Source organism: Bacillus sp. ISO11, assembly GCF_003458115.1.
GTDB classification, from domain to species: domain Bacteria; phylum Bacillota; class Bacilli; order Bacillales; family Bacillaceae_G; genus Bacillus_A; species Bacillus_A cereus.
On the sequence record NZ_QXCO01000039.1, the window covers coordinates 1 to 21,284 of the forward strand.

Below are 21,284 nucleotides of genomic sequence, written 5' to 3' on the forward strand. Positions count from 1 at the left end.
CGATAATCATTTTGAATCATAGCCTTAAATAGTGCATCTAGAAAGTTGTAATCTACATAAGGTTTTTCAAAATTAGGTTCTGAAAACAAATTACATGTAATCTCTTTCTGTTCTTCTTTAGGCTTTAATTTCTCTTTTTCCAATTTCTTCTGATAGGCAAGACGTTGTGTGTCATTCATCTTACCAATATTTTTATGAATATTATCCAGAACTTCTTTTTGCAAAGGCTGCAACTCTTTTTCTTGTGTTAATCCAGTGTACACCTGGCGTATATAAAAGTTTGTGGTGTTGTACATGTTCTTAGCGTTATGACAACATTCTTGAAAATAAGAATACATACGATGCCCTTTTTTAATCCAAATTTGAAGAGTTTTATAGTTTGACGGATTTTCCTTTGTCATTTTATTCACCTCCTTGTTAAGGATATTATAGCAAAAACAGAACGTATGTTTCTTTTATTTTCTTGAAAATAAAATATTTCTTTCGATTCACCTCACCACCTTCACTTACGTTTAGAAGTGGGAGTCCTCTCGAAAGGCATATGATAGAAAGTGTAATTTTAATAAGCGGGGGCCTTCATCCCCCGCTCATTTCTATGTAGATTACATAAAAAAGCATCCAATTATTTTAATCGGATGCTTTTTTATGTATTTTTATCAGTTCATTAACTTTATAACTATATATAATAAACTTAAGATTACTATTTATTATCATACTTACGCTTTCCGCAGCATTCTAGAGAAGAATGTAACGATTAAAATAAAGACGATTGCACCTAATAACGCTGGAAGAATAAAGATGCCTCCCCATTCAGGACCCCAATGACCAAATAACGCACTACCTACCCAAGATCCGATTAATCCGGCAATCACGTTACCAACTATACCTAACGGAAAGTCTTTTCCTGTAATCATTCCAGCTAACGCACCAATAAGTCCACCTACAATACACGTAATAATAAGTCCCACAATTAAACCTCCTATATTCGTTTTATATTGGATTCATCAAGCTTTAGTATGTAACCAAAGCTTGATGAACATATATTATTCTTTATTATCTAATTCATCACTTATCTTTTGTTTCACTTTTCCGACTTTTTCTTTTATCGTTCCCTTCGTTTTTTCCCACTTCCCTTCATTTTTCAACTCTCTATCTTCTGTAACTTCACCAATTCCTTCTTTTACTTGTCCTTTTTTCTTTTCAACTTTACCTTTAACTTGTTCTTTTAGTCCGTTCTCACTCATATTTACAATCTCCTTTTCGTAATAGATTTATAGATTTACAGGATACAAATTTAAATAGAATACATGCATCTTCTTTCTTGTAACCATTCACCGACTCTTTCTAAATCCTTAACGAATAACAAGATTTTTCCTTCATCCAGCTTTTCTTCGTAGAAGTTCGCCTCTTCCTCATTAAGCCCTAACTCTTGCATCTTATTTCTTAACTGATCTCCTGTGTTTTGAAAGACGTTAATAATGCTTGTCCCAAGTCCCTCCTCTTTTATCCCAATTGTATTCACGTCTGCATTGTCTGCGATTCTATCTGTCCTCTCTTTCTCATGTGTTAATACGTAAATATCTTTTTGGTCTATCCCTTTCTTCACTAGATCATTCGCCGCATTCATGACCTCTTTCTCCGTAATAAATTCATATACAAAAGGTTTACTATACTTCGTTTCCATCTTTAACTTCCTCCTTTAAAATGAATTATTTGTTATATTATATGTAGTACACCCATTTTCGAAATGTTAAACATAAAATATGAAAAAAGTTATGTGAATTTTGATTTTAATAGAGAATGAACATCATCATTTACCACTTTAAAACATCTTCTCCTTACAATAACTACCTAAATTAACAGAAAATTTTTATAATTAAAATTGAGGAGGGATACTATGAAAAAAATCATATCTATATGCGCTCTAACCGCTTTATCTTTCACTTTAATAGGTTGTACAAGTACCTCGGCTACAGATAAAGCTTCACAAGTTAAGCAAGAGCATAAACAAAATACCTTTCAATTAAATTCTGCTAATATTACAGACATTGAAATACTGAAAACAACAAATCATACTACTTCCAAATCTCAAACAGACAACGAAAAAATGATACAATCTATCGTTTCAGCAGTCCAAAAAGGCACTCCTAAACAAATCACACTAGATCAAAAAAAGAGAGAATCTGCACATTCTACTATTACTGTTACATATAAAGATGACTCAAAAGAAGAATTTCTTGTGTGGGCTGATAATAAGGAGCAAATTTCGATTGCTAAAGATGAGAAGAAAGATAAGGTAGAAGGTGTGATAGTGAATATTAAAGATGCTAAAATAATGAAGGATTTCTTTTAAAATTCTAATTAACGTAAAAAAAGTAGGATTACATCCTACTCTTTTTTTAATCATGTCCAATAAATAGACTTTTATAAAATCTATTTAAGGTCTAATTTTGCTAAATCATGTTGTAAAACATTGTTTCCTTCTTGTGGGTTAAATATGATTGCACTAAGACCAAAAACATTCGTAACAACATCTCTATCTTTCGGACGAATGATTCTTACTTCATAAGCAAAAAGTGCTGGAGGAAGAGCTGCTGAACGAAAAGTAACATATTGATTAGGTGGCAATGTTTGTGTTGAAGGGTCTATTAATGGTAACAATACCGGAGAACCAGATGACCAATCAAACATTTCAACTGTTACTCTACGAGTATCATCTGGATCAACATTCATAGCTTCAACAGTAAGAAATAACGTAGCGGAATGTCTACGTAATACACCCGTTGACAAAGTTTCATTGTGATGTTTATGACATCTTCCAGGAGGATGACCATAGCCATAGCTCATATCAATTCCCCCCTTTCATTTACAATTAAGGACAAGTATTCCTTATAATATATAATGCTAGTATTCTTTTAATGAAAGGTATAAAAGCGGATTTCTATCTATATTATTAGATATTTTATTTTTCATTTATTCGCTCTTAAAGAATAAAATGAAACTTTAATCAGCCCCCACCAATCCGGGTCTTACTATCCGAAAAATAGCGGCATAAATCTATTTTAAAAAGGACCTGCTCCATTTATTCGTAAAAAGCATAAAGTAAATGGAATCCGTTAAAACACATGAGTGAACCTTTGTTTTTCTCCTCCTATTTAAAGGAGGAACTATTATGGGCTTTGGTGGTAGTTGTGGCGGCTGTGGTTTCGCTGGAGGATTTGCTTTATTAGTTGTATTGTTTATTTTATTAATCATCGTTGGAGCTGCTTGCTTCTGCTAAAAACTATCGAAAGGACGCTCACGTGAGTGTCCTTTCTTCATGAAAAAAGCCCTACGCAATGTGCAGAGGTTCAAGTGTAACGAATACTTTAAAAATATAGTATTACATTCCCTCCTCCAAAATGAACTTCGATGCTATAAATTTCGTTTAAGTGCAATCTTAATATTTTAGTTTAATAGCAATATAGTGAAACTTTATTCCAAACAATATTGCTATTGCACCAAAGTAAAACAAACTGGACAACCTAGATTTCAAAAGGAAGACACCTTAAAGGTTGTCTTTTCTTTATAAGTAAAAAAAACCCGCCTATTTCCGTAGGCGGGCTTTATCTTTATTACACAATATGAAAGTATACTCTCTTTTTCTTTGAAATTTTATGTAATTATACATATTCATGAAAATAGAAGAAGTGAAATTGTACGTTTAGATACAATTCGGCAACAAACTAACTGTTTTCTTGTACATTAATAGACAACTACTGCAAGAGTTATAGTTTTTATGTTTTCATTTATCTTTTTAATCAGATGAATGCTTTTTTTAGTACATAATAAAAAATATCCAGAAAAACTGTCACAAAATCCGTTTTTCTGGTTTCTCTATAATACAGGTATCAAATTGAAAGTGAGGTTTAAACGAACATGTTAACCATAGAAAATGAAGAAAGTCATGCTTCTGATATGACCTTTGAAGATTTATTTAAGCAGTACTATGCTTACGCTGTGAAACAAATCATCTGGATTGTTAAAGATCAATCTATCGCTGAAGAGTTAGCACAAGAAGTATTTTTACAATTATATCGTAGTGATTGGAAAGGAATTGAAAACATACCTGGATGGTTGATTAAATCTTCTACTTATGTAGCCTATAACCATTTTCGATCTGAAAAAAGGCAGCAAGCGAAGATTGATAAAGAAATACAATACCATGAAGTACAAAATGTTTCATCATTAGACGATGATTGGATAAGAAAAGAAGAAATTACAAAGGTCCAAACGATACTAAATAAAATGAATGATCGAGAACGAACCCTTTTACTAATGAAATTCTCTGGTTTTCAATATAAAGAAATTGCAGAAGTACTTCAAATTGAAATATCTTCTATTGGAACATTATTGGTCCGAGCCAAAATGAAATTTCGCAAGATTTATAAACAAATGGAGGAGGCATAACAAATGAAATGTTATGATATCGGGTTTATTCAAACATATATTGATGGAGAACTTTCTCATGATATAAGAAAGGAATTCACAAAACACCTAGATACATGTGAAGCATGCCAAGATTTATTAATAGAAATTAGTAAATTAAATCAATGGGAAAACGTAATGCTAGATGTAGAATCTGCAAATTCACCACAAGAAATCAAAATTGATATAGAACAAGCATGGAAAACATTTGAAAGTCGTTCCAAGTTAGACAATGTTTCTAATATAAATCACAAAAAACAACAAAAGAAGGGACTCTTTACAAACATGAGTAAAAAATCAAAACGTTTCATTTATACAGCAGTAGCTGCAGCAGCACTTTTTACAGCAGCAATGATTCCACAAGTACAAGTGGCGGCTACAAATGTTGCCTCGTATTTTTCTAATGCAGTTACAAACGATAAGGTTGTAAATGAAGGAATAAAAGATGAAAATGGTATCACACAAGATATGATGAAGAATGGTAAATATATTCCTATTGATGAAAAAATTACAGATCAAGGTATTACTGTACATCTCAAAGAAGTATTTATCGCAGATTCACGTATATCAGTTCATTATAGAATGGAAAAAGCGGACGGAAGTTTAGTACCATTTGAATTTGATACATCAGGATTAGATCTTGAGAATGATGGTAAAATTGATGGGCAACAAGAGGAAAACCCTGAGATTAAAAATGACGGGAGACTATCATTTATCCATGATTCAGATGATTATCTTCCTTTTGAACTTATGGCAGCAGGTAAAAAGTTAGATAAAATAGGCATTCGTGATAATGATAGACCTGAAGGTGTTGCTACATTTGTTATAACTACTGAAGAAAAAGACGTTTTTAAACAGCCTCTTACTTTAGACGTAAATATAACTAGAATTGGAAAAGTAATTGGTTCTTGGAAAGCTCAAATTCCAATTGATACTTCACATTTGAAAAATAATACGAATTAACATGAAAAAAAGAATAGAACAATATGTATCTAATTCTCAGTTTATATGTTTCCTTGTTTTCGTTACATTTATTTCGTATATAGTTTTTACTCTATATTTTATTTATGATTTAAGTTTATAACCTTAAATCAATCATTTAAGACCATTATAAGAAAAAGCCCTCTAAAAAAGTGGGGGAATAAATAACCGGTTTCTTAACGTATAAGGAATCGGTTATTTTGTATTTAAAATGCGTCTAAACGTACAATTTTCTTTTTATAAAAAAGAATAGACACCCTAAGGTGCCTTCCTCCGATTTGAACCATCTTAATTTTAATAATATGTATTGGACTTCCGTGCAGCGGTTAACAAGAAAATAATAGCATTGATGACACCTAAAAGTCCCTGCTTAATCCACATAGATAATGCAGCATTTGTGCCAATGGCTAGAAAAATAAGCCTTACTGTGTATCTATTGAATCTCAGTATAGACAACCTCCGGATGGGACTATATTTAAGGGAATTTCATTATTTTTTTGTTCCGTAAAACATTGTACTTCCTAGTGAAGAGAAATTCAGTTTTACTTCTATAACTCGCCCTGTTTCCACTCTTTATTATGGATATCTAATCCTTCTTGACCAAAGAAATGGAGAATAAATTCTTTTTCATCACTATCAATTTTTTTAGCTAGTTTAGATCCCTCCATACTTTGCTTTTTTCCTGAACGTAAATAATGAATTTCTTCAAAGTCTTTAACTACAGATTCGAACTCTCCATCACACCATTTGTTCAGAATAGATTCATATTTTGGTTTTTCATCATTATTAATAACATTTAAGTTGTTTTTTAAGTATTGAATGTTTTCTTTCGTCATTTGAAATCGCCCTACATCACGGGTACCGGAAACATGAAGACTATTCCCATTGAATGTGAGTTTTTGTAAAGACATATGTATCATCATATCATTTATAGTTTGCTCGTTTTGGATTTCACCAATCGACTGTGCTGCTTTAGAGAGTTCATCTTCACTTACTACATAACTATCTTTTTGCTGCTTTTGAATGGTTTGAACTTTCGGTTTTTCCTGAACCTTTTCTTCTTGTTTAGGTTTTGATTCAGTTGTAGTCTTCTCATTTGAGCTACAAGCAGCCATTCCCATAAGCAATGTACCGCATGTTAATACCGTTAGTAACTTTCGGTTCATTTTTTTCCGCCTATCTGTATTAGTTATTTTAAACAGTTTTTTTAATGTAAGATTTCTCATCTCATAGTAGCAAAGAATTTATCTTTATATTGTCATGTCTTGTCGAAGAATAATAAAAAACAACCTAGATCCTATAGGATCTAGGTTGTTTTTAATACGTAAACGTAATCGTTACTAAAGAATACCCTTCTTTCGCATTGTAAGGCTCCGCTTTATAAGAAACACGGTTGGACCCTTGCGGATAACCGATTTCCCCAATTGCATTTTTCACATCTTGCAGCGCACCGTTCATTGATTGCTTATAAAGTACTTCTATCTTTTCTGGCTTTGCACTATAACGCTGCTGCATTTTATTTTTTAATTCAGTATAGTTATTTGCAATATATTCATTTCCTAAATAGTTTAACTTTGTATCTTTTAATATTTGCTGATATGCAGACGTTTTCGTACTACCTGCCGCAATTTTATTTGTCAGTGTACTATAATAATTTGTTGTAGCTTGCGGATAGTCTCCACGGTTCCACTCATGATTTCTTGCGATTTGTTCATCTGATAAATTGAAATACGAATACGTTACGCGGCCCTGCTCATCTGGAACCGGATCATCGAATGTTGTATCAAGGTGATACCATTTGTTTTCGATTTTCACTAAATTCCAAGCATGAGGTTGTCCGTCCCCAGTTCCTGTCACGAAATGATTTTCAATTCCTGCTTCTTTTAATAATTGATAAGTTAATAGTGCGTAACCTTGGCAAACCGCAGAACGATTTACAAGTGCTTCATATGCTGTGTAAGCTTTATAAGACGTATCATAAGAAACATGCTTTACTACGTAATCATGAATCGCCTTCACTTTTTCGTGATCATCCATTCCAACTTGAGTGATAGAAGAAACGATTGCTTTCGCTTGTTTCATGACATATTCCGTCTGTTCTTTCGTTTCACGATATGTAATCTTAAGCGTAAACGTATAATTTCCAGGTGATCCAGAAAGTCCATATGAAACATTCGATCTATTATTATTTGTATACTCATTTTTACTTGCCACTTCTTTATATGCGTTAAAAAGTGTATTCATCACTTCGTCTGTATTATTATTTTTCGTTTTATATGGCAGTGTAATATTTGTCTCGTATGTATTAATACGCTTTTGTACTTCCTCTTTAAACGCTGTTAATAATGCCGCATCCCCTGTATCTTTCACATCAGCATTTTTATACTTCAAAGTTTTATATAAAAACTGCGCATACTGTTCACGTGTTACTGTGCCATACGGTTCAAAATTCCCATTCCCTGTGCCATCTGCGATTCCATTTGACTGCACTGCACTAATTGCATTTTCTGCCCAAAATGGATTTGGAACATCCTTAAAGGTATGTTTTTGTTTTGCCGCAAGATGGAAAGCATTCGTAAGAATTTGTGCCATTTCCGCACGATTCACAGAAGCTTTCGGTCTAAATTGGCCATTTTCATCACCTTTAAAAACTCCTAAATTCGTTAAAGTTAATACCTCTTCTGGGAACATTGTAGAATTTTGATTAATATCACCGTAAGGATTTTTAAACGTAGATCCATCCTTTAATACGTAACGAGTTCCATCATTACTAAACGAACCGCCTTGTTTATTCGGTACTAACACTCGATAAATTAAAGCCGCAACTTGCTCCCTTGTCGCAACATCTCCAAAACCAAATATCCCATTTCCATAACCAGAAATAATATTCTTACTTGCTAAATCTTTAATCGCAGGATATGACCAATGTGATGTCGGCACATCAGAAAAAACACCCACTTCAGCAGCTTTCACATCACTGCCATTTGTATATAACAACGCACCACCAATAAGTGATAATGATGTAATTGATTTTAATAGTTTTGTGTACATAATGTCTTCTCCCAATACGTTCTCTATTTTTGTTGGTTTATGTCGAAAAATCTAAAAATATGACAAAATATATTATACAATTAAAAGTTTTTAAGGGATATATTAAATTTTAAAATATGCAAAAATTCATATTGTTATAAGGATTCATAGTAATATTATGTTATTTTACTTGCGAATATATAAATAAAAAAAACGCTCATTTGAGCGTTTCATCTATATACCTAATAATTACTTTTTTCTACACTTCGAACTCTTCTTCTGTAATAATCCTTTGATCTAACAACTCTTTATACTCCAATATTTCTTTAGCCCCACGGCTCTCCATGCGTATATTGTATAACACTTTTTGTATTGACCTTTGCTTGGTCCGTTGAAAGGTTTACTCCATTTAGAAATAGTTCTATTGAATTTTTCACCACTAGCCACAAAAATATCTTATAATCTTTATATAATAAATTACAGTATTAGGGGTAGATAAAATGCCAGTTACACTCGAACTTATTCTTTTCATTCTTATAGCAATTAGTGCTGTTGGCTATTTAATAAAAGAATTTCAAAAAACTAGGAAACGAACACTTGGAATTTCACTAGAATTTTTAGTTCTTTTCTGGTCAATATGGAGAATATCAACTCTCATAATCTAATTTATAAAACATGAATTCCTTCGAATGAAGTGAAACTTTAATCAGTGGGAGTTTTATTCATCCCCCACTGATTATTAGTTAAACCAATCGGGATTTTACGGGATAAATTTACCAGTATTTTTACCACAACATTCATGTTAAAATCCCTTGTGAGTACGACATAACTCGACCTTATGAAGCTCCGCAGCTTTTATCGCGGAGCTTTTTTTATTTAAATTAACGCTTTTGTTCACTTTTTTGATACATTTACGAAACATTCATATGTTACGTTATATAAGTCCTTTTTTAAATCATATTCATTCTAGCAAAAAGTCCTAGTCCCCCTAGGACTTTTTGCATTCAAATAATGAATTGTCTTTTTTCTCAATAACCGAAGCTATTTAACGTGGTAAAATAATAATTGGACTGGCATCCAATACCATATTACAATGGAGCAAATCGCAAGAAGGCACCTTAGAGTGTCTTTTTTGTACATAAAAAAATCTTACCATCTTATAGAAACGATAAGCCCTTTAAAACAATAATTGCAACTATATTAACTTTACATTACATTAAGGTTAGAGAATGTTCTTATATTAATAAAGTGCTAAATAGTAGGTGAAAAAATGGAATTTAACGATTTGGGTATTACCATTAAAGAACTTAGAATTAAAAAAAATATATCACAATCCGACTTATGTCACGGAATATGTTCACAAAGTCAAATTAGTAAGATCGAAAAAGGTGTGATTTATCCATCTAGCATATTGTTATATCAATTATCAGAAAGACTCGGTGTTGATCCAAATAGTATATTTGCACTAACTCAAAACAAGAAATTAAAATATACAGAAAATGTAAAATACGTAATGAGGGATTGCATAAGGCAACATCAATATAAAGAGCTTTATGAAATAGTAACAAGAGAAAAATACACAAATAATTTTCAAACAAAAGAAGATAAACAATTTCTAATATGGCATGAAGCAATTGCTATATATTGTGTGAATAACTCAACAAAAGTGGCTTTAACTCTTTTAAATAATGCACTAAAACTAACTGTAACCAATATTGATTTTTTATCAGAGAGAGAAATAGATATTCTACATACAATGGCTATACTTCATGCAGAAAACAAAGAATACAAAAAAAGTATTACTATCCTTAAAAGATGTTTAAATAATTTTAACAAATTAGATTTTCCTAGAGATAAAGAAATTAAATTGAAAATCATTTATAATTTAGCAAAAAATTTAAGTTACACATATCAATACGAAGAAGCAATAAAATACATTGATAAGGGTATCCAATTAGCTATTAATCTAAATACTTTTTACTTATTGGGTGAACTATACTATGGAAAAGGTTCAAATTTATTAAAGCTTAAACAATATAATGAAGAAGATGTTGCTAATAACATGAGAAAATCATTATTTATATTTGAATTAACAAAAAACGAAAAAAAATTACAAATAATTAAAGAAGAATATTTCGAAAACAAAAATAACCACTCATAATTTCTTAAAAACTACTTATAAAACTCACAGGAAAAATCCCAATAGTTTTTAAACTTAGAACCATATTATTGTTTTAATTCAGAGGAAGGCACCTTAGGGTGTCTTTTTTTATTTTCAAAAGGACCTGCTCAATTAATTCTTAAAAACATACTAAGAAACATTGTTTTATTTATCCCATTTTTATTCATGCTATATAAAATTCGTTAATAAATCCACCTCAAACATATTTATATGCATTGGAGTATGTTTGAGGTGGAACTCCTTCAAATATCAGTTCCTTTTATAAGCCGTTTTTTTGATGTAGATGACATTATTCTCAATACAATAGAATGAATTATTGGAACATATTTAGCAATATATATCAAAAAATAATATTAAGAAACCCCCTCCACCTTAAGGTAGAAGGGATCTTCTAATTTCTATTTCAGACTACCCGAAATTTCCGTAAAGGTACCCTAAGCGCATGTGCATCTGGATATCCTAAACTTCTTTCACCAACTACCGCTCCTCTGCCGAATGACCTTTCACCGATAGATTATATGCCGTGAAGTGCTACTTGTAACATTTCAATTCAGATATACGACAGGAAAGAATACATCATCACAGTGTCAGCAAGCAAAAGTGTATTCTGCATTTCTGAAAACAGTAGATGGCAGATTGTGACCTACTGAATCTGCTAAGAAAGAATATACAAGAACATCCTTAACATCCTCTTTATTTCCACTAATGATGACATCAAGGAAATCTTCTACTTGAAATTCTGGAGTAAACAACACAATCTTAGTTGTTCTGTTTGGTTCTAAAGAAACAAAAGTACGAGAGATTTCAACTAATTCATTTTGAGTTGGGAAAAAGGTGTTTCGACTTCTCTTAACAGTTACCGTTACATTACTAGTATGGCAGCGTGAATCATTGTTTAACATAATGTTGAGAGCAGTTGGAATAATCCCATTTTCAGAAACTGGAACTCGAAACACTCCAGTAGATTTATGAGCCATATAATCAGATCCTTCCAAAATAAAATATATTTACAATATATTAAATGCAAAAAACGTTCATTTTGATATGGACAAATTATGTAATTAATATATTTATAATAACCCTTGGTATTACTAAGCCAATGTTTTAAAAGATTAACAAATAATTACCTCTGCAAATTTAGAAAATATCTACACTTTTTACAAACATTATTACAATTAGATAAACTAAAGCAATATCTCATTAACAAAGGGACTCCATAATTGGAGTCCCTTTGTTAATGAGATATTAAAAATGATCAGCATGTGAATATTGTATAATTTCTTCCTTTTTTAGAGCATGTTGTGTATCACCTGTATTGTTACTAAATGATAATACTATCACTAATCCTAACGTCGCTAATACAAGCTTCTTCATTATTTTAACGCCCCTTTGCTTAGTAGTAGTTTTTGTTTCGCTTCGTAACATACATCGAAATAATCACTAACTTTTTCATGCTTATTCAATTTGCTGCGACAACATCATTTGATAAAAATCATTAAGTTGTTGCATAACTGCTTCATGCATTAAAATATTTGTGCTCATATCACTACGTCCTCCTCAACTACTTCCATCCCCCTAAATATTACCATTATTCTGTATATTATATAATAGTTCAACCTGCAATTGTAAATCGATAAAAAAACAACAGAATATTCTGAATCAAGAGAAGGGATTGGCTAACAAATGGTTACTGTATAAAAAATAAAAAACTTGTGATATTGCTTTTATCATATTTGATCTTATATATGGTTCTGTTACAAAGTTTGCTAAGTTAATATAAACTCTAGAAAAAATGAATAAAGATCACCACAGCTGAGCTATCTTTAATCCGTATAATAATATAAACATTCTATTAATTCATATTATTAATAAGGAAATACTTAAATATTCGATTTTTTTCTAAAAGTGTATTATACTGTAAATTGCTGAGGGATACATTTTAGTATTTTCTGGTAAATATTCAGTTTGTTAGGTTGTTATTAGTATTATGGTAACGAAAACCTTATATTTTCCCTTGAAGATAAAGCATTAGCAGCAATTACATCTAGATATCATAATAATAATTATTTTCTTAACAATATCACGGAATTTTAATTCAGAAAATTCGAACCCTTAAGTAATATAAAGTGCTAAATAAAATATTTAGACAATTGAAGTCCAACAACGATTAGAAGATATATATATTAGAAAAGGAATTTTGGGAGATCTTATCCTATATAACTAATACATATAGCGTTGTATCTTTAAATCAATAAATTTTTCGATAAGCTAGTTAATAGATTATTGAATTTAATCTTTTAATAGAGTTAAAAAAATCAACTTTACATTCTAATTTAGAAATTATTAGGTGGTGTCGGTAGTGTTTGAGTATCTTTTAGTTAAAGCTTTATTTACTATTTTCTTAATTAGCCAATCGTGTTAATCAGTGTAATATGGACTAAAATAGAAAAAATTCTGGACGAGACTGTATTTAAAAACGTTTCTGAAAAATCCAGATATGTAGTAACTATGGTAATTGTTATGGTAGGAGAATTTGTTCTCATAGTCATTACTTCATTAAATTGGAGAGCTTCAATTATTGACACACTCTTTTTTGGTAGTATTATTTTATTCTGCTGTATATGGCTAATACCTTACTTTGTTAATCAACAACAAAACGTCGCTAAAGTTATGGATAAGCATTTTAGTGGAGGGGTAGATTTAGGTGAAATTCAAGTTCATCGTGCGAAACTTTCTGCATTTAATTTAGGAAGTATTGTATTTTCTATAGTGGGAATTATTATACCTATTTGTTATTATTTTAAATACTTTTTATAACGGTTTATTGGTTCTGTTGGAAATTTTTTAAAGATATAGTAATAGGTGAGATTACAGATATTTATGTAGAAACAACTTAGATGTATAAGACAATCCATGTGAGCGAAAACAGTAAAATACCCTATAAGGTCTCTTTTACTTATATTAATTAAAAAAATGGTACTAATTCCCAAAACTTCCACCAGGACTTCTTTTTAGCTGCCCTCCCACCACTATGAGAGGTAAATGAAGGAAACCGATACAGCTTGTGCGTATGCAGTGCATTTTGGTCTGGGTCACAGTCTTTTAACGTGGTCGAACTACAGGGGGAGTAAGCATATTCCCGATGGATCCATTTCTATACCTCCATTATCTAGGGAAATCCCCCAGTATCCAAGACTAAATTTTACCCATACATCATTTTTTGATGTAGCTCTTGAAGATAAAAACTATTTAATTTTCAAGGAACAGTTATTAACTTAAAACTCATTATACGAGGAGGGTGTATCATGAAAAAAATATGCTTTGTATTAATTGTCGACGCTGGTATAAATTATGGTTCAATATTTTCTCTACCATTTTTAAGGAATCAGGATGATTTGAAGGAATATTTCTCTAAGTATTATAATGTTTCAATTAATTATATTAGGGATAAAAACTCAGTTGACTATTTGGTAGTTCCCAAACCGTGTCCAGCTTTTGATAATGAAAATAATCTTCCAATAATTGAAGTACCAGCAATCTTATTTATGGAAAAGAATTTTGAAAAAATAAAGACTTATATAGACAATTATTTTTCTAATAACTCATAAAGAAAATAAAAGTACAATAAAAAGAAGTCCGATAAAAAACGAGTGGTGTAGAATATTTCTATTAATCATTCGTTTTTTATTATATTTACATATATTTTTTAAAAGAGGATTATAGACGTTCTGAAAAAAATTAATTATAACAAGAACAGTGTTCGTGCTACTATCTACGGTTATTTTTTGTACTAAGTACCCCTTTAACTAACAAGACAACAAAAAATAATTAATATATTAAAGTGAATAATGTTACTATTTTTCAAACCTAATCTAGAAGACACCGGAATTCTTTCGGCTTCATATTCCTTCATCAGCTCAAAATCAGCCTGATTATTAACATCTAACTTTCGTAAATCTTACTTTTTATCTATTTGACGTATCATATTTGAAACCTTCAAGCTGAAGCTACTTTCTTGCACCTTTTCAAAACCAAATTTAGGATAAAATTCTAACACCGTATCATTCGCGAATAAGTATATAAAATCATAATTCTTCTCGTATTTTTTAATGATATGATTCATTAATTTAGTCGCTAAACCTTGATGTCTATAATCCGGATGTGTCATCACTGTACCCAATTGAATTGCTTTATATTCCTTACCGTTAGAGATTACATTCATTTTATTAATAGATGTATTTGCGATGACTTTATCTCCATCCACATAAGAATAGCAAATATAGTTATCATTCCAACAGCCCCTGTCATACCATCCTTTAAAATCCAATTCAAATACATGTTTTGCAAGGTCATTAAAGCTTTCCTTATATTTTTCATTTTGCTTGTAGTCACTAATTAATTGATATTCATTCATGATAAATCCTCCATTTTTTATTATATTTCCCTAAAAAGAGTGTATATTTCTTACAACAATCTACTACTAAGTTTTCGTTAATCACCGCCTTATAATAGGTGTAACGGCATAGAAACATGCTTCCGGAATCAAAAAACGACAAAAAAAGACCACAAGAAGAAACATCTTCTCATGGTCAAATTTCTGTCTATTATAAATACACCTATCCCGAAAGAATAGATATCGTGAAATAACATGAAATTTTTTGATAAGATATAATGTCTTCTAACCGCTACTAGTAAAAGGGGATAACAAATAAAATCAAGGAATTATCCTTAATTTGATCTTTTACAGTATAAAATTCGTTTGAATTTTAATTAGCGATTAATAAGCTTCATCATATACAATCAAAACCTCTTTTCAATATAATTTCTTACTAAGAATATCTCCTTTGAAAACCGTTGTAAATGAAGACATAACAAAAAACAAGATTTATGTCCTTCTGTATCACCAAAATCGGTCGTTTTTGGTGATACAAAAAGACACATACTATTATTCTCGAAAACTACAGAAAAGTCCCTCCACCTTAAGGCAGAGGGACTTTCCAATTACTATTTCAAACTACCCGCAATCTCCGTAAAGATAACTCCAAGCGCATGTGCACCTGCATCAGGGTATCCTAAACTTCTTTCGCCAACTGTACCAGCGCGGCCCATGCGTGCTACGATTTCTTTCGTGTACTCTGCTCCTTTAACCGCTGCTTCTGCACCTTTTTCAAAGGCAGTTTTTACGTCTACTTCGTTTGAGGCGCTATCTAACCAAGAATCTACACATGGAGCAAGCGCGTCAACAAGTGTTTTATCACCAACTACTGCTCCTCTACCGAATGATCTTTCACCGATAGATTGTATACCTTTCAGTGCCGCTTGTAACATTTCACCGAATTCTTTCACTGTTAGCTCACGTTTTTCGCCAGCTGCTTTACTAGCAGCGCGGAATGCACCGCCCCAAATTGGACCAGATGCGCCGCCGCAATGTTCCATAATAATCATGGAGCAACCGTCAAGGAATGATCCGATCGTTACGTTCTCTTGATCTACAATAGAATGCCATTCACGTTTTAATCGTTTAAATCCTTTTGCAACACTCATTCCGAAGTCACCGTCGCCAGCATGCGTATCTAGCTCACAGAACGGTACTTCATTTTTAATAATAACGTCGCTCATTTTATCAACGAGATAAATCATGTTGTTTAATGTAATGACATTATCTTTAATAACAGCGTGTTCTTCCGCCGTTTCTAGTTCAAATGAAACTTCCTTCTCTTCTGTTTCTTCAAGTACATTTACATACTCTACACTTTCAACTGGTCCATCTACTTTAAACGCTGGTGTATTACATTCTTTTGATAGTAATGTTTTTAACTCATCATCTAATTTCATTACAGTTAAAGACATACCAGCCATATCGATACTCGTCATATAATTACCGACGAATACTCTATTAATTTTAATGTTTCTTGCAGCTAGTTCTCTCGTAACGGCGTTGTTAAATAAGTAAAGTTCCTGCAGTGGTGTTCCGCCAAAACCGTTAACTAGAAGTGCAATTTCTTCGCCATCTTTTACTCCTAAATCTTTTACAAGATCATTTGTCATACGGTTAGCTAATTCATCAGCCGACAACATTTTTTCACGTTTAATTCCTGGTTCGCCGTGAATACCTACGCCGTATTCCATTTCATCTTCCGCAAGTGTGAAAGTAGGTGATCCGCTCGCTGGAACTGTACAAGACGTTAACGCTAAACCGATTGTGCGCACGTTAGCCGCTGCTTTTTCTGCGACAGCTTTTACCGCTCCTAAATCCATACCTGCTTCCGCTGCTGCGCCGGCAATTTTATGAACTAAAATAACTCCTGCAACGCCGCGGCGTCCTACTGTATACAGACTATCTTCTACCGCAATATCATCGTCCACTTTTACGTAGTCGACTTCAATTCCATCTTCCGTCGCTAAATGCGCACCATTTTTGAAATTCATAATATCGCCGCTATAATTTTTAATAATTAATAACGTACCTTTTTTACTAGCTGTTTCTTTAATTGCTTGATATACCTGAATTTGTGAAGGTGACGCAAACACATCTCCGCACACCGCCGCATCTAACATTCCTTTTCCGACTAATCCTGCATGTGCCGGCTCATGGCCACTACCGCCGCCACTAATTAACGTTACTTTGTTTTCGTTCATTTCTTTCTTCTTAATAACTTTATATTTTTTCAAAAGTTCAAGCTCTGGGTGAGCCATAACCATTCCGTTACACATTTCCATTACTAATGTTTCTGGTTTGTTTATAATCTTTTTCATTGTGATTATCCCTCAATTCCTTTAATATATTGTGATATATTTGAAATCTTCTTCTTACTACTCATGTTAAAATGAAAGCGTTTTATAGTAAACGGACAAAATGGACAATCTGTCTAAAGACACCGCTCTCATTTATAGATAGGATTTTTATATTACTAACATTCTAGGGATGATTCAGATGACCTCTTCTATAATTTCTAAAAAGATAATCGCAAATTCATTGAAGTATTTAATGGAAACAGAGTCATTTCATAAAATATCAGTGAGCGATATTATGTTACACTGTCAAATGCGTAGGCAAACTTTTTATTATCATTTTAAAGATAAATTTGAACTATTAAGCTGGATTTATAGAGAAGAAACGAAGGAAAACATTATCGACTTTCTCGACTATGAAACATGGGAAAATATTTTCGATTTATTATTTGATTACTTTTACGAAAATCAAAAATTTTACCGAAATGCTTTTAAAGTCATTGAGCAAAACTCGTTTAATCACTATTTATTTGAGCATACGAAAAACTTATATATGAAGATTATTGATGAACTATCTGTAAGCTGTGGATTCAGCCTTTCTGATGAGACAAAAAATACGATTGCCTCCTTTTATAGTCACGGCTTCGTTGGAACAATAAAAGATTGGATTGAAAGCAAGTGCGAAGTAGATCCTTCCATTATGTCTTCTCTTATGAAAAATATGATAAACAATCAATTACTACTATTACTTGAGCAATCAGCAAAGTAATTAAAGGGTGGCAAAAGCAATGAAAAAGATTATGAATGATGTACAACATATCGTTCAAGATATGCTGCATGGCTTTTATTTTGAACATAACGACAAAGTAAATTACGACGAAACAAATAACATCATTTATGTAAAGGATATCGAAAAACTAAAGCAAAACGTCGCGATTATAAGCGGCGGTGGTAGCGGACATGAACCCGCTGATATTGGCTATGTAGGAAAAGGTATGCTTACAGCGGCAGTAAACGGCAGCATTTTCACTCCGCCTACAGTGGAACAAATTGTAGCGGCTACTCGCCTCATACCAAAAGATAAAAGTATTTTATTCATCATTAAAAACTTTAAAGATGACGTTGAGAACTTTCTAGCGGCTGAGCAGATCGCTAAAGAAGAAGGAAGAAAAATTGACCATATCATCGTAAATGACGACGTTTCAATTGAAGATGATGCTTCTTTTAATAAAAGAAGACGCGGCGTTGCTGGTACTGTTTTCATTCAAAAAATACTTGGTGCGGCCGCTCTTGAAGGTCATTCTTTAGAAGAACTAACAACACTTGGCCGTTCTATCACTGAAAACTTACACACATTAGGAGTTGCCCTTTCCCCTGCCAACGATCCAGTAAAAGGAAAAGCTTCATTCACATTAAATGACGATGAAGTGTTTTACGGCGTCGGCATTCACGGAGAAAAAGGATATCGTAAAGAAGCACTATCCTCTTCTGAAATATTAGCAATCGAACTAATGAACAAACTTAAAAGCATTTATCGCTGGAGAAAAGAAGACAACTTCGCTATCCTCATTAATGGACTCGGCGCAACTCCATTAATGGAACAATACATTTTCGCAAACGACATTCGCCGTTTGTGTGAACTTGAAGGATTGCAAGTCACATTCGTAAAGGTTGGTACACTGTTAACTTCTTTAGATATGAAAGGTGTTTCGCTTAGTTTGCTTAAGGTAGAGGATTTGGATTGGGTGAAGTGGTTGAAGGAAAGTACGGAAACTGCTAGTTGGTAATACAAATAGGATGGCTTCAATTGGCCATCCTATTTTTGTACGTATATTTATTGAAAGGCAACTTCTCCTACTTTCCATATGCCATCACGTTTAAATATTTAAAACTCTGTATCATTCCTCACCTTGAAATATCCGCTGTGCTTACCCCATTGCTATCAAGCTAAACTCGCACAACGTCAATTAAAGTATAGGTTGTTTCTTGCAATAAATTTTTAAATAACTCAAAATAACAAGCAAAAAGTCCCTTCAAAGTTAAAGGGACTTTTTAGTATGTAGAAATTAGCCTAAACCTAAGATTACATCTCTTGAAAGGGGGCATTTTTATGTTATTCAGGTTTATTGAGGAGCTTTTGTTTGAAGCAACTTTAACCCCATACCAATAAAAATCAGTCCTGTTATCTTATTTAGAATCATTCCTACCTTTTGGTTTCCTCTTAATTTTTTTGTAACATATGAAGAAAAATAAGCAACAAATAAACACCATAATAGTCCGGTTACTGTAAAAGTAAGTCCTAAAATGATAAAAGGCATAGGACCTGAAGCCTTTGTATCTATAAATTGCGGAAGAAACGCAATAAAGAATAAAGAGACTTTTGGATTCGTAAGACTTGTTAAAAGCCCTTGTATATATATTTTTCTAATGTTCAATTTATTGGACGAGGCCTGGAAAGCTACATTCGTCTTATCAAGTATTATTTTAATCCCTAAATAGACGAGATAGATAACACCTATAACCTTAATGATGTTAAATAGCACAATGGATTTTGTAAGTATAATAGATAAACCAAAAGCAACCAACAACGTATGAACTAAAGAACCAGTAATAATACCAAAAACAGAATACACACCTGCTTTTCTACCTTGTGAAATACTTCTCCCCACAATGTACATGGTGTCTGCACCAGGAATTAAATTCAATAAAATTCCTGTTAGTAAAAACACTTCATAATTAATAATACCGTACATTTTAGCACCTCTATCTATTTTTTTGGTGCCCTTATTGATATTAAATTAAATAAACGAAAAAAGAAATTATTTTCTATTTATTCAATAAAATTAGCGGATTTTTGAATCTACAAACGAAATCCAGCTATTTAAAAATTCAATTACTGAAGAATTCTGCCCTCAATATTACAGCAAATTCACATCAAACACGAAAATTAGATTATATATTTCTTTTCATTCTCGGGAAAAATAGAAAAGCCTTCTTTACCGATCTCTTTAGCACATTGTTTTTATAAACCGAATGACTTACATGCAACGACGAATAAAATATATGATACAAGGCCCTTCTTCATACATAAAAACCCTCAAGTATGTCGTTCTATACTTGAGGGTTTTTTCATTTATTCTCTCTCGTCTCTCATTTTCTTAAATCAATAATTAGCTCATCTGTAATCTGCTCAAGATGGAAAAATCTTTTTATATAATGGATATCAGACCATTTTTCTTCTCCACCAATAATAAATAATTCTTGCGCATCATACATAAATGAAAAGCTTGGATAGAAACTGTCCGCTTTGATTTCAATCTCACCAGTACGATTACTGATAATCTTACAGTCTGCTGAATAGCTTAATAGCGTATAGAGAGAATCTTGTGCTGATTGGAAGAAATACTTCATAAGTGTGGTTATATCATCACTATTGGTAATGCACACTTTAAAAAAGTTCGTATCCTTTTTCTTATTAGTAAAAACTAGCTCAAAATGAAGTTTATTCTCTTCTAAAAATCCTTCAATAAAGTCTCTACATAAATAAGTTTCAAATAACATATACATAGGAAATTTGTTATGTGCATCTATAAATCCTTTAATGATTTCTTCAAATCCTGTATGCCGCTCCCAATTTGTTCCCACTCCTATCATAATAGGGTGATTTAAATAAATAGGATACGGTGATAACCCTTCATCTTTTAACATATACACTCGTTTTTCATCTGCATGAAGAGCTGGTTTAGACTCTTTTAGTAAGTATTGAGATAATTGAACACTTAACACATTTACACCTGCCTATCATGTCATACATAAACTGTATCTATTAAGTTAGAAAAAGCAATAGATCATTCACATTTTAACGTGTTTAAGCGTGGAAAACGAGAATCAT

At 32.1% G+C, this 21,284-nt stretch carries 20 protein-coding genes and 2 pseudogenes; 9 read left to right on the forward strand and 13 right to left on the reverse strand.

Annotation, left to right across the window (positions count from 1 at the left end):
- The 4 genes and pseudogenes from D1166_RS26900 to D1166_RS26915 all read right to left on the reverse strand — a co-directional run.
- A pseudogene (locus D1166_RS26900) lies at positions 1–401 on the reverse strand (RNA-guided endonuclease InsQ/TnpB family protein); the annotation flags it as partial.
- Positions 402–716: 315 nt separating this feature from the next.
- Complete coding sequence (locus D1166_RS26905; RefSeq protein ID WP_000522902.1) at positions 717–968, reverse strand: GlsB/YeaQ/YmgE family stress response membrane protein; 252 nt, start codon at positions 966–968, stop codon at positions 717–719.
- Between the two features lie 75 nt (positions 969–1,043).
- On the reverse strand, positions 1,044–1,244 hold the full coding sequence (locus tag D1166_RS26910; RefSeq protein WP_001293468.1) for a CsbD family protein: 201 nt from the start codon (positions 1,242–1,244) through the stop codon (positions 1,044–1,046).
- Between the two features lie 50 nt (positions 1,245–1,294).
- Entirely contained in the window at positions 1,295–1,684 is a 390-nt protein-coding gene (locus D1166_RS26915) for a YflT domain-containing protein (protein ID WP_000448812.1), read from the reverse strand.
- A gap of 213 nt (positions 1,685–1,897) precedes the next feature.
- Here D1166_RS26915 and D1166_RS26920 point away from each other — a divergent pair, with 213 nt between their 5' ends.
- Positions 1,898–2,353 carry a hypothetical protein gene (locus D1166_RS26920; RefSeq protein WP_000720857.1) on the forward strand — a complete coding sequence of 152 codons (456 nt, stop codon included), beginning with the start codon at positions 1,898–1,900 and terminating at the stop codon, positions 2,351–2,353.
- Between the two features lie 80 nt (positions 2,354–2,433).
- Here the strand turns inward: D1166_RS26920 and D1166_RS26925 are convergent, their stop codons facing one another.
- Positions 2,434–2,847, reverse strand: a complete 414-nt coding sequence (locus tag D1166_RS26925; RefSeq protein ID WP_097856216.1) for a hypothetical protein — start codon at positions 2,845–2,847, stop codon at positions 2,434–2,436.
- Positions 2,848–3,172: 325 nt separating this feature from the next.
- On the opposite strand from D1166_RS26925, the gene D1166_RS26930 reads away from it, so the two are divergent.
- From D1166_RS26930 to D1166_RS26940, 3 genes are all read left to right on the forward strand, one after another.
- A complete protein-coding gene (locus tag D1166_RS26930) occupies positions 3,173–3,280 on the forward strand; it encodes a YjcZ family sporulation protein (protein WP_000505670.1) in 108 nt (35 codons plus the stop codon).
- Positions 3,281–3,918: 638 nt separating this feature from the next.
- A complete protein-coding gene (locus D1166_RS26935; protein WP_000955505.1) occupies positions 3,919–4,449 on the forward strand; it encodes an RNA polymerase sigma factor SigX in 531 nt (176 codons plus the stop codon).
- A gap of 3 nt (positions 4,450–4,452) precedes the next feature.
- Positions 4,453–5,430: a DUF4179 domain-containing protein gene (locus D1166_RS26940; protein ID WP_000650410.1), complete on the forward strand. Its 978-nt coding sequence runs from the start codon at positions 4,453–4,455 to the stop codon at positions 5,428–5,430.
- Between the two features lie 566 nt (positions 5,431–5,996).
- Here D1166_RS26940 and D1166_RS26945 read toward each other — a convergent pair.
- Together D1166_RS26945 and D1166_RS26950 are read right to left on the reverse strand one after the other, a co-directional pair.
- Positions 5,997–6,614: a DUF6241 domain-containing protein gene (locus D1166_RS26945; protein ID WP_097856217.1), complete on the reverse strand. Its 618-nt coding sequence runs from the start codon at positions 6,612–6,614 to the stop codon at positions 5,997–5,999.
- 151 nt (positions 6,615–6,765) lie between these two features.
- The gene (locus D1166_RS26950; protein WP_097856218.1) at positions 6,766–8,499 is read right to left on the reverse strand and encodes an S-layer homology domain-containing protein; all 1,734 of its coding nucleotides are present in this window, start codon (positions 8,497–8,499) and stop codon (positions 6,766–6,768) included.
- A gap of 1,249 nt (positions 8,500–9,748) precedes the next feature.
- Here D1166_RS26950 and D1166_RS26960 point away from each other — a divergent pair.
- Entirely contained in the window at positions 9,749–10,639 is an 891-nt protein-coding gene (locus D1166_RS26960) for a helix-turn-helix domain-containing protein (protein WP_000395461.1), read from the forward strand.
- 608 nt (positions 10,640–11,247) lie between these two features.
- Here the strand turns inward: D1166_RS26960 and D1166_RS26975 are convergent.
- Together D1166_RS26975 and D1166_RS31950 are read right to left on the reverse strand one after the other, a co-directional pair.
- Positions 11,248–11,637 (reverse strand): hypothetical protein, encoded by a 390-nt coding sequence (locus tag D1166_RS26975; protein ID WP_000940662.1) that lies wholly within the window; start codon positions 11,635–11,637, stop codon positions 11,248–11,250.
- 268 nt (positions 11,638–11,905) lie between these two features.
- Entirely contained in the window at positions 11,906–12,034 is a 129-nt protein-coding gene (locus D1166_RS31950; RefSeq protein ID WP_000737558.1) for a hypothetical protein, read from the reverse strand.
- Between the two features lie 985 nt (positions 12,035–13,019).
- On the opposite strand from D1166_RS31950, the pseudogene D1166_RS26980 reads away from it, so the two are divergent.
- Together D1166_RS26980 and D1166_RS26990 are read left to right on the forward strand one after the other, a co-directional pair.
- Positions 13,020–13,477, forward strand: a pseudogene (locus D1166_RS26980) (hypothetical protein).
- A 488-nt stretch (positions 13,478–13,965) separates the two neighbouring features.
- Complete coding sequence (locus D1166_RS26990) at positions 13,966–14,268, forward strand: hypothetical protein (RefSeq protein WP_016109376.1); 303 nt, start codon at positions 13,966–13,968, stop codon at positions 14,266–14,268.
- A gap of 350 nt (positions 14,269–14,618) precedes the next feature.
- On the opposite strand, the gene D1166_RS26995 is transcribed toward D1166_RS26990, so the two are convergent.
- Both D1166_RS26995 and dhaK read right to left on the reverse strand, forming a co-directional pair.
- The gene (locus D1166_RS26995) at positions 14,619–15,074 is read right to left on the reverse strand and encodes a GNAT family N-acetyltransferase (protein ID WP_076775411.1); all 456 of its coding nucleotides are present in this window, start codon (positions 15,072–15,074) and stop codon (positions 14,619–14,621) included.
- Between the two features lie 590 nt (positions 15,075–15,664).
- Positions 15,665–17,416: a dihydroxyacetone kinase subunit DhaK gene (dhaK, locus tag D1166_RS27000; protein WP_097862130.1), complete on the reverse strand. Its 1,752-nt coding sequence runs from the start codon at positions 17,414–17,416 to the stop codon at positions 15,665–15,667.
- Between the two features lie 178 nt (positions 17,417–17,594).
- Between dhaK and dhaS the strand changes: the two genes are divergently transcribed.
- Positions 17,595–18,161, forward strand: a complete 567-nt coding sequence (dhaS, locus tag D1166_RS27010) for a dihydroxyacetone kinase transcriptional activator DhaS (protein ID WP_000204220.1) — start codon at positions 17,595–17,597, stop codon at positions 18,159–18,161.
- Positions 18,162–18,180: 19 nt separating this feature from the next.
- Positions 18,181–19,179, forward strand: coding sequence for a DhaKLM operon coactivator DhaQ (gene dhaQ, locus D1166_RS27015; RefSeq protein ID WP_097856221.1), 999 nt, complete (start codon positions 18,181–18,183; stop codon positions 19,177–19,179).
- 336 nt (positions 19,180–19,515) lie between these two features.
- Here the strand turns inward: dhaQ and D1166_RS27020 are convergent, their stop codons facing one another.
- A complete protein-coding gene (locus D1166_RS27020; protein WP_097856222.1) occupies positions 19,516–20,145 on the reverse strand; it encodes a LysE family translocator in 630 nt (209 codons plus the stop codon).
- Between the two features lie 397 nt (positions 20,146–20,542).
- Positions 20,543–21,178: a hypothetical protein gene (locus D1166_RS27025; protein WP_097856223.1), complete on the reverse strand. Its 636-nt coding sequence runs from the start codon at positions 21,176–21,178 to the stop codon at positions 20,543–20,545.
- Positions 21,179–21,284: the final 106 nt, after the last annotated feature.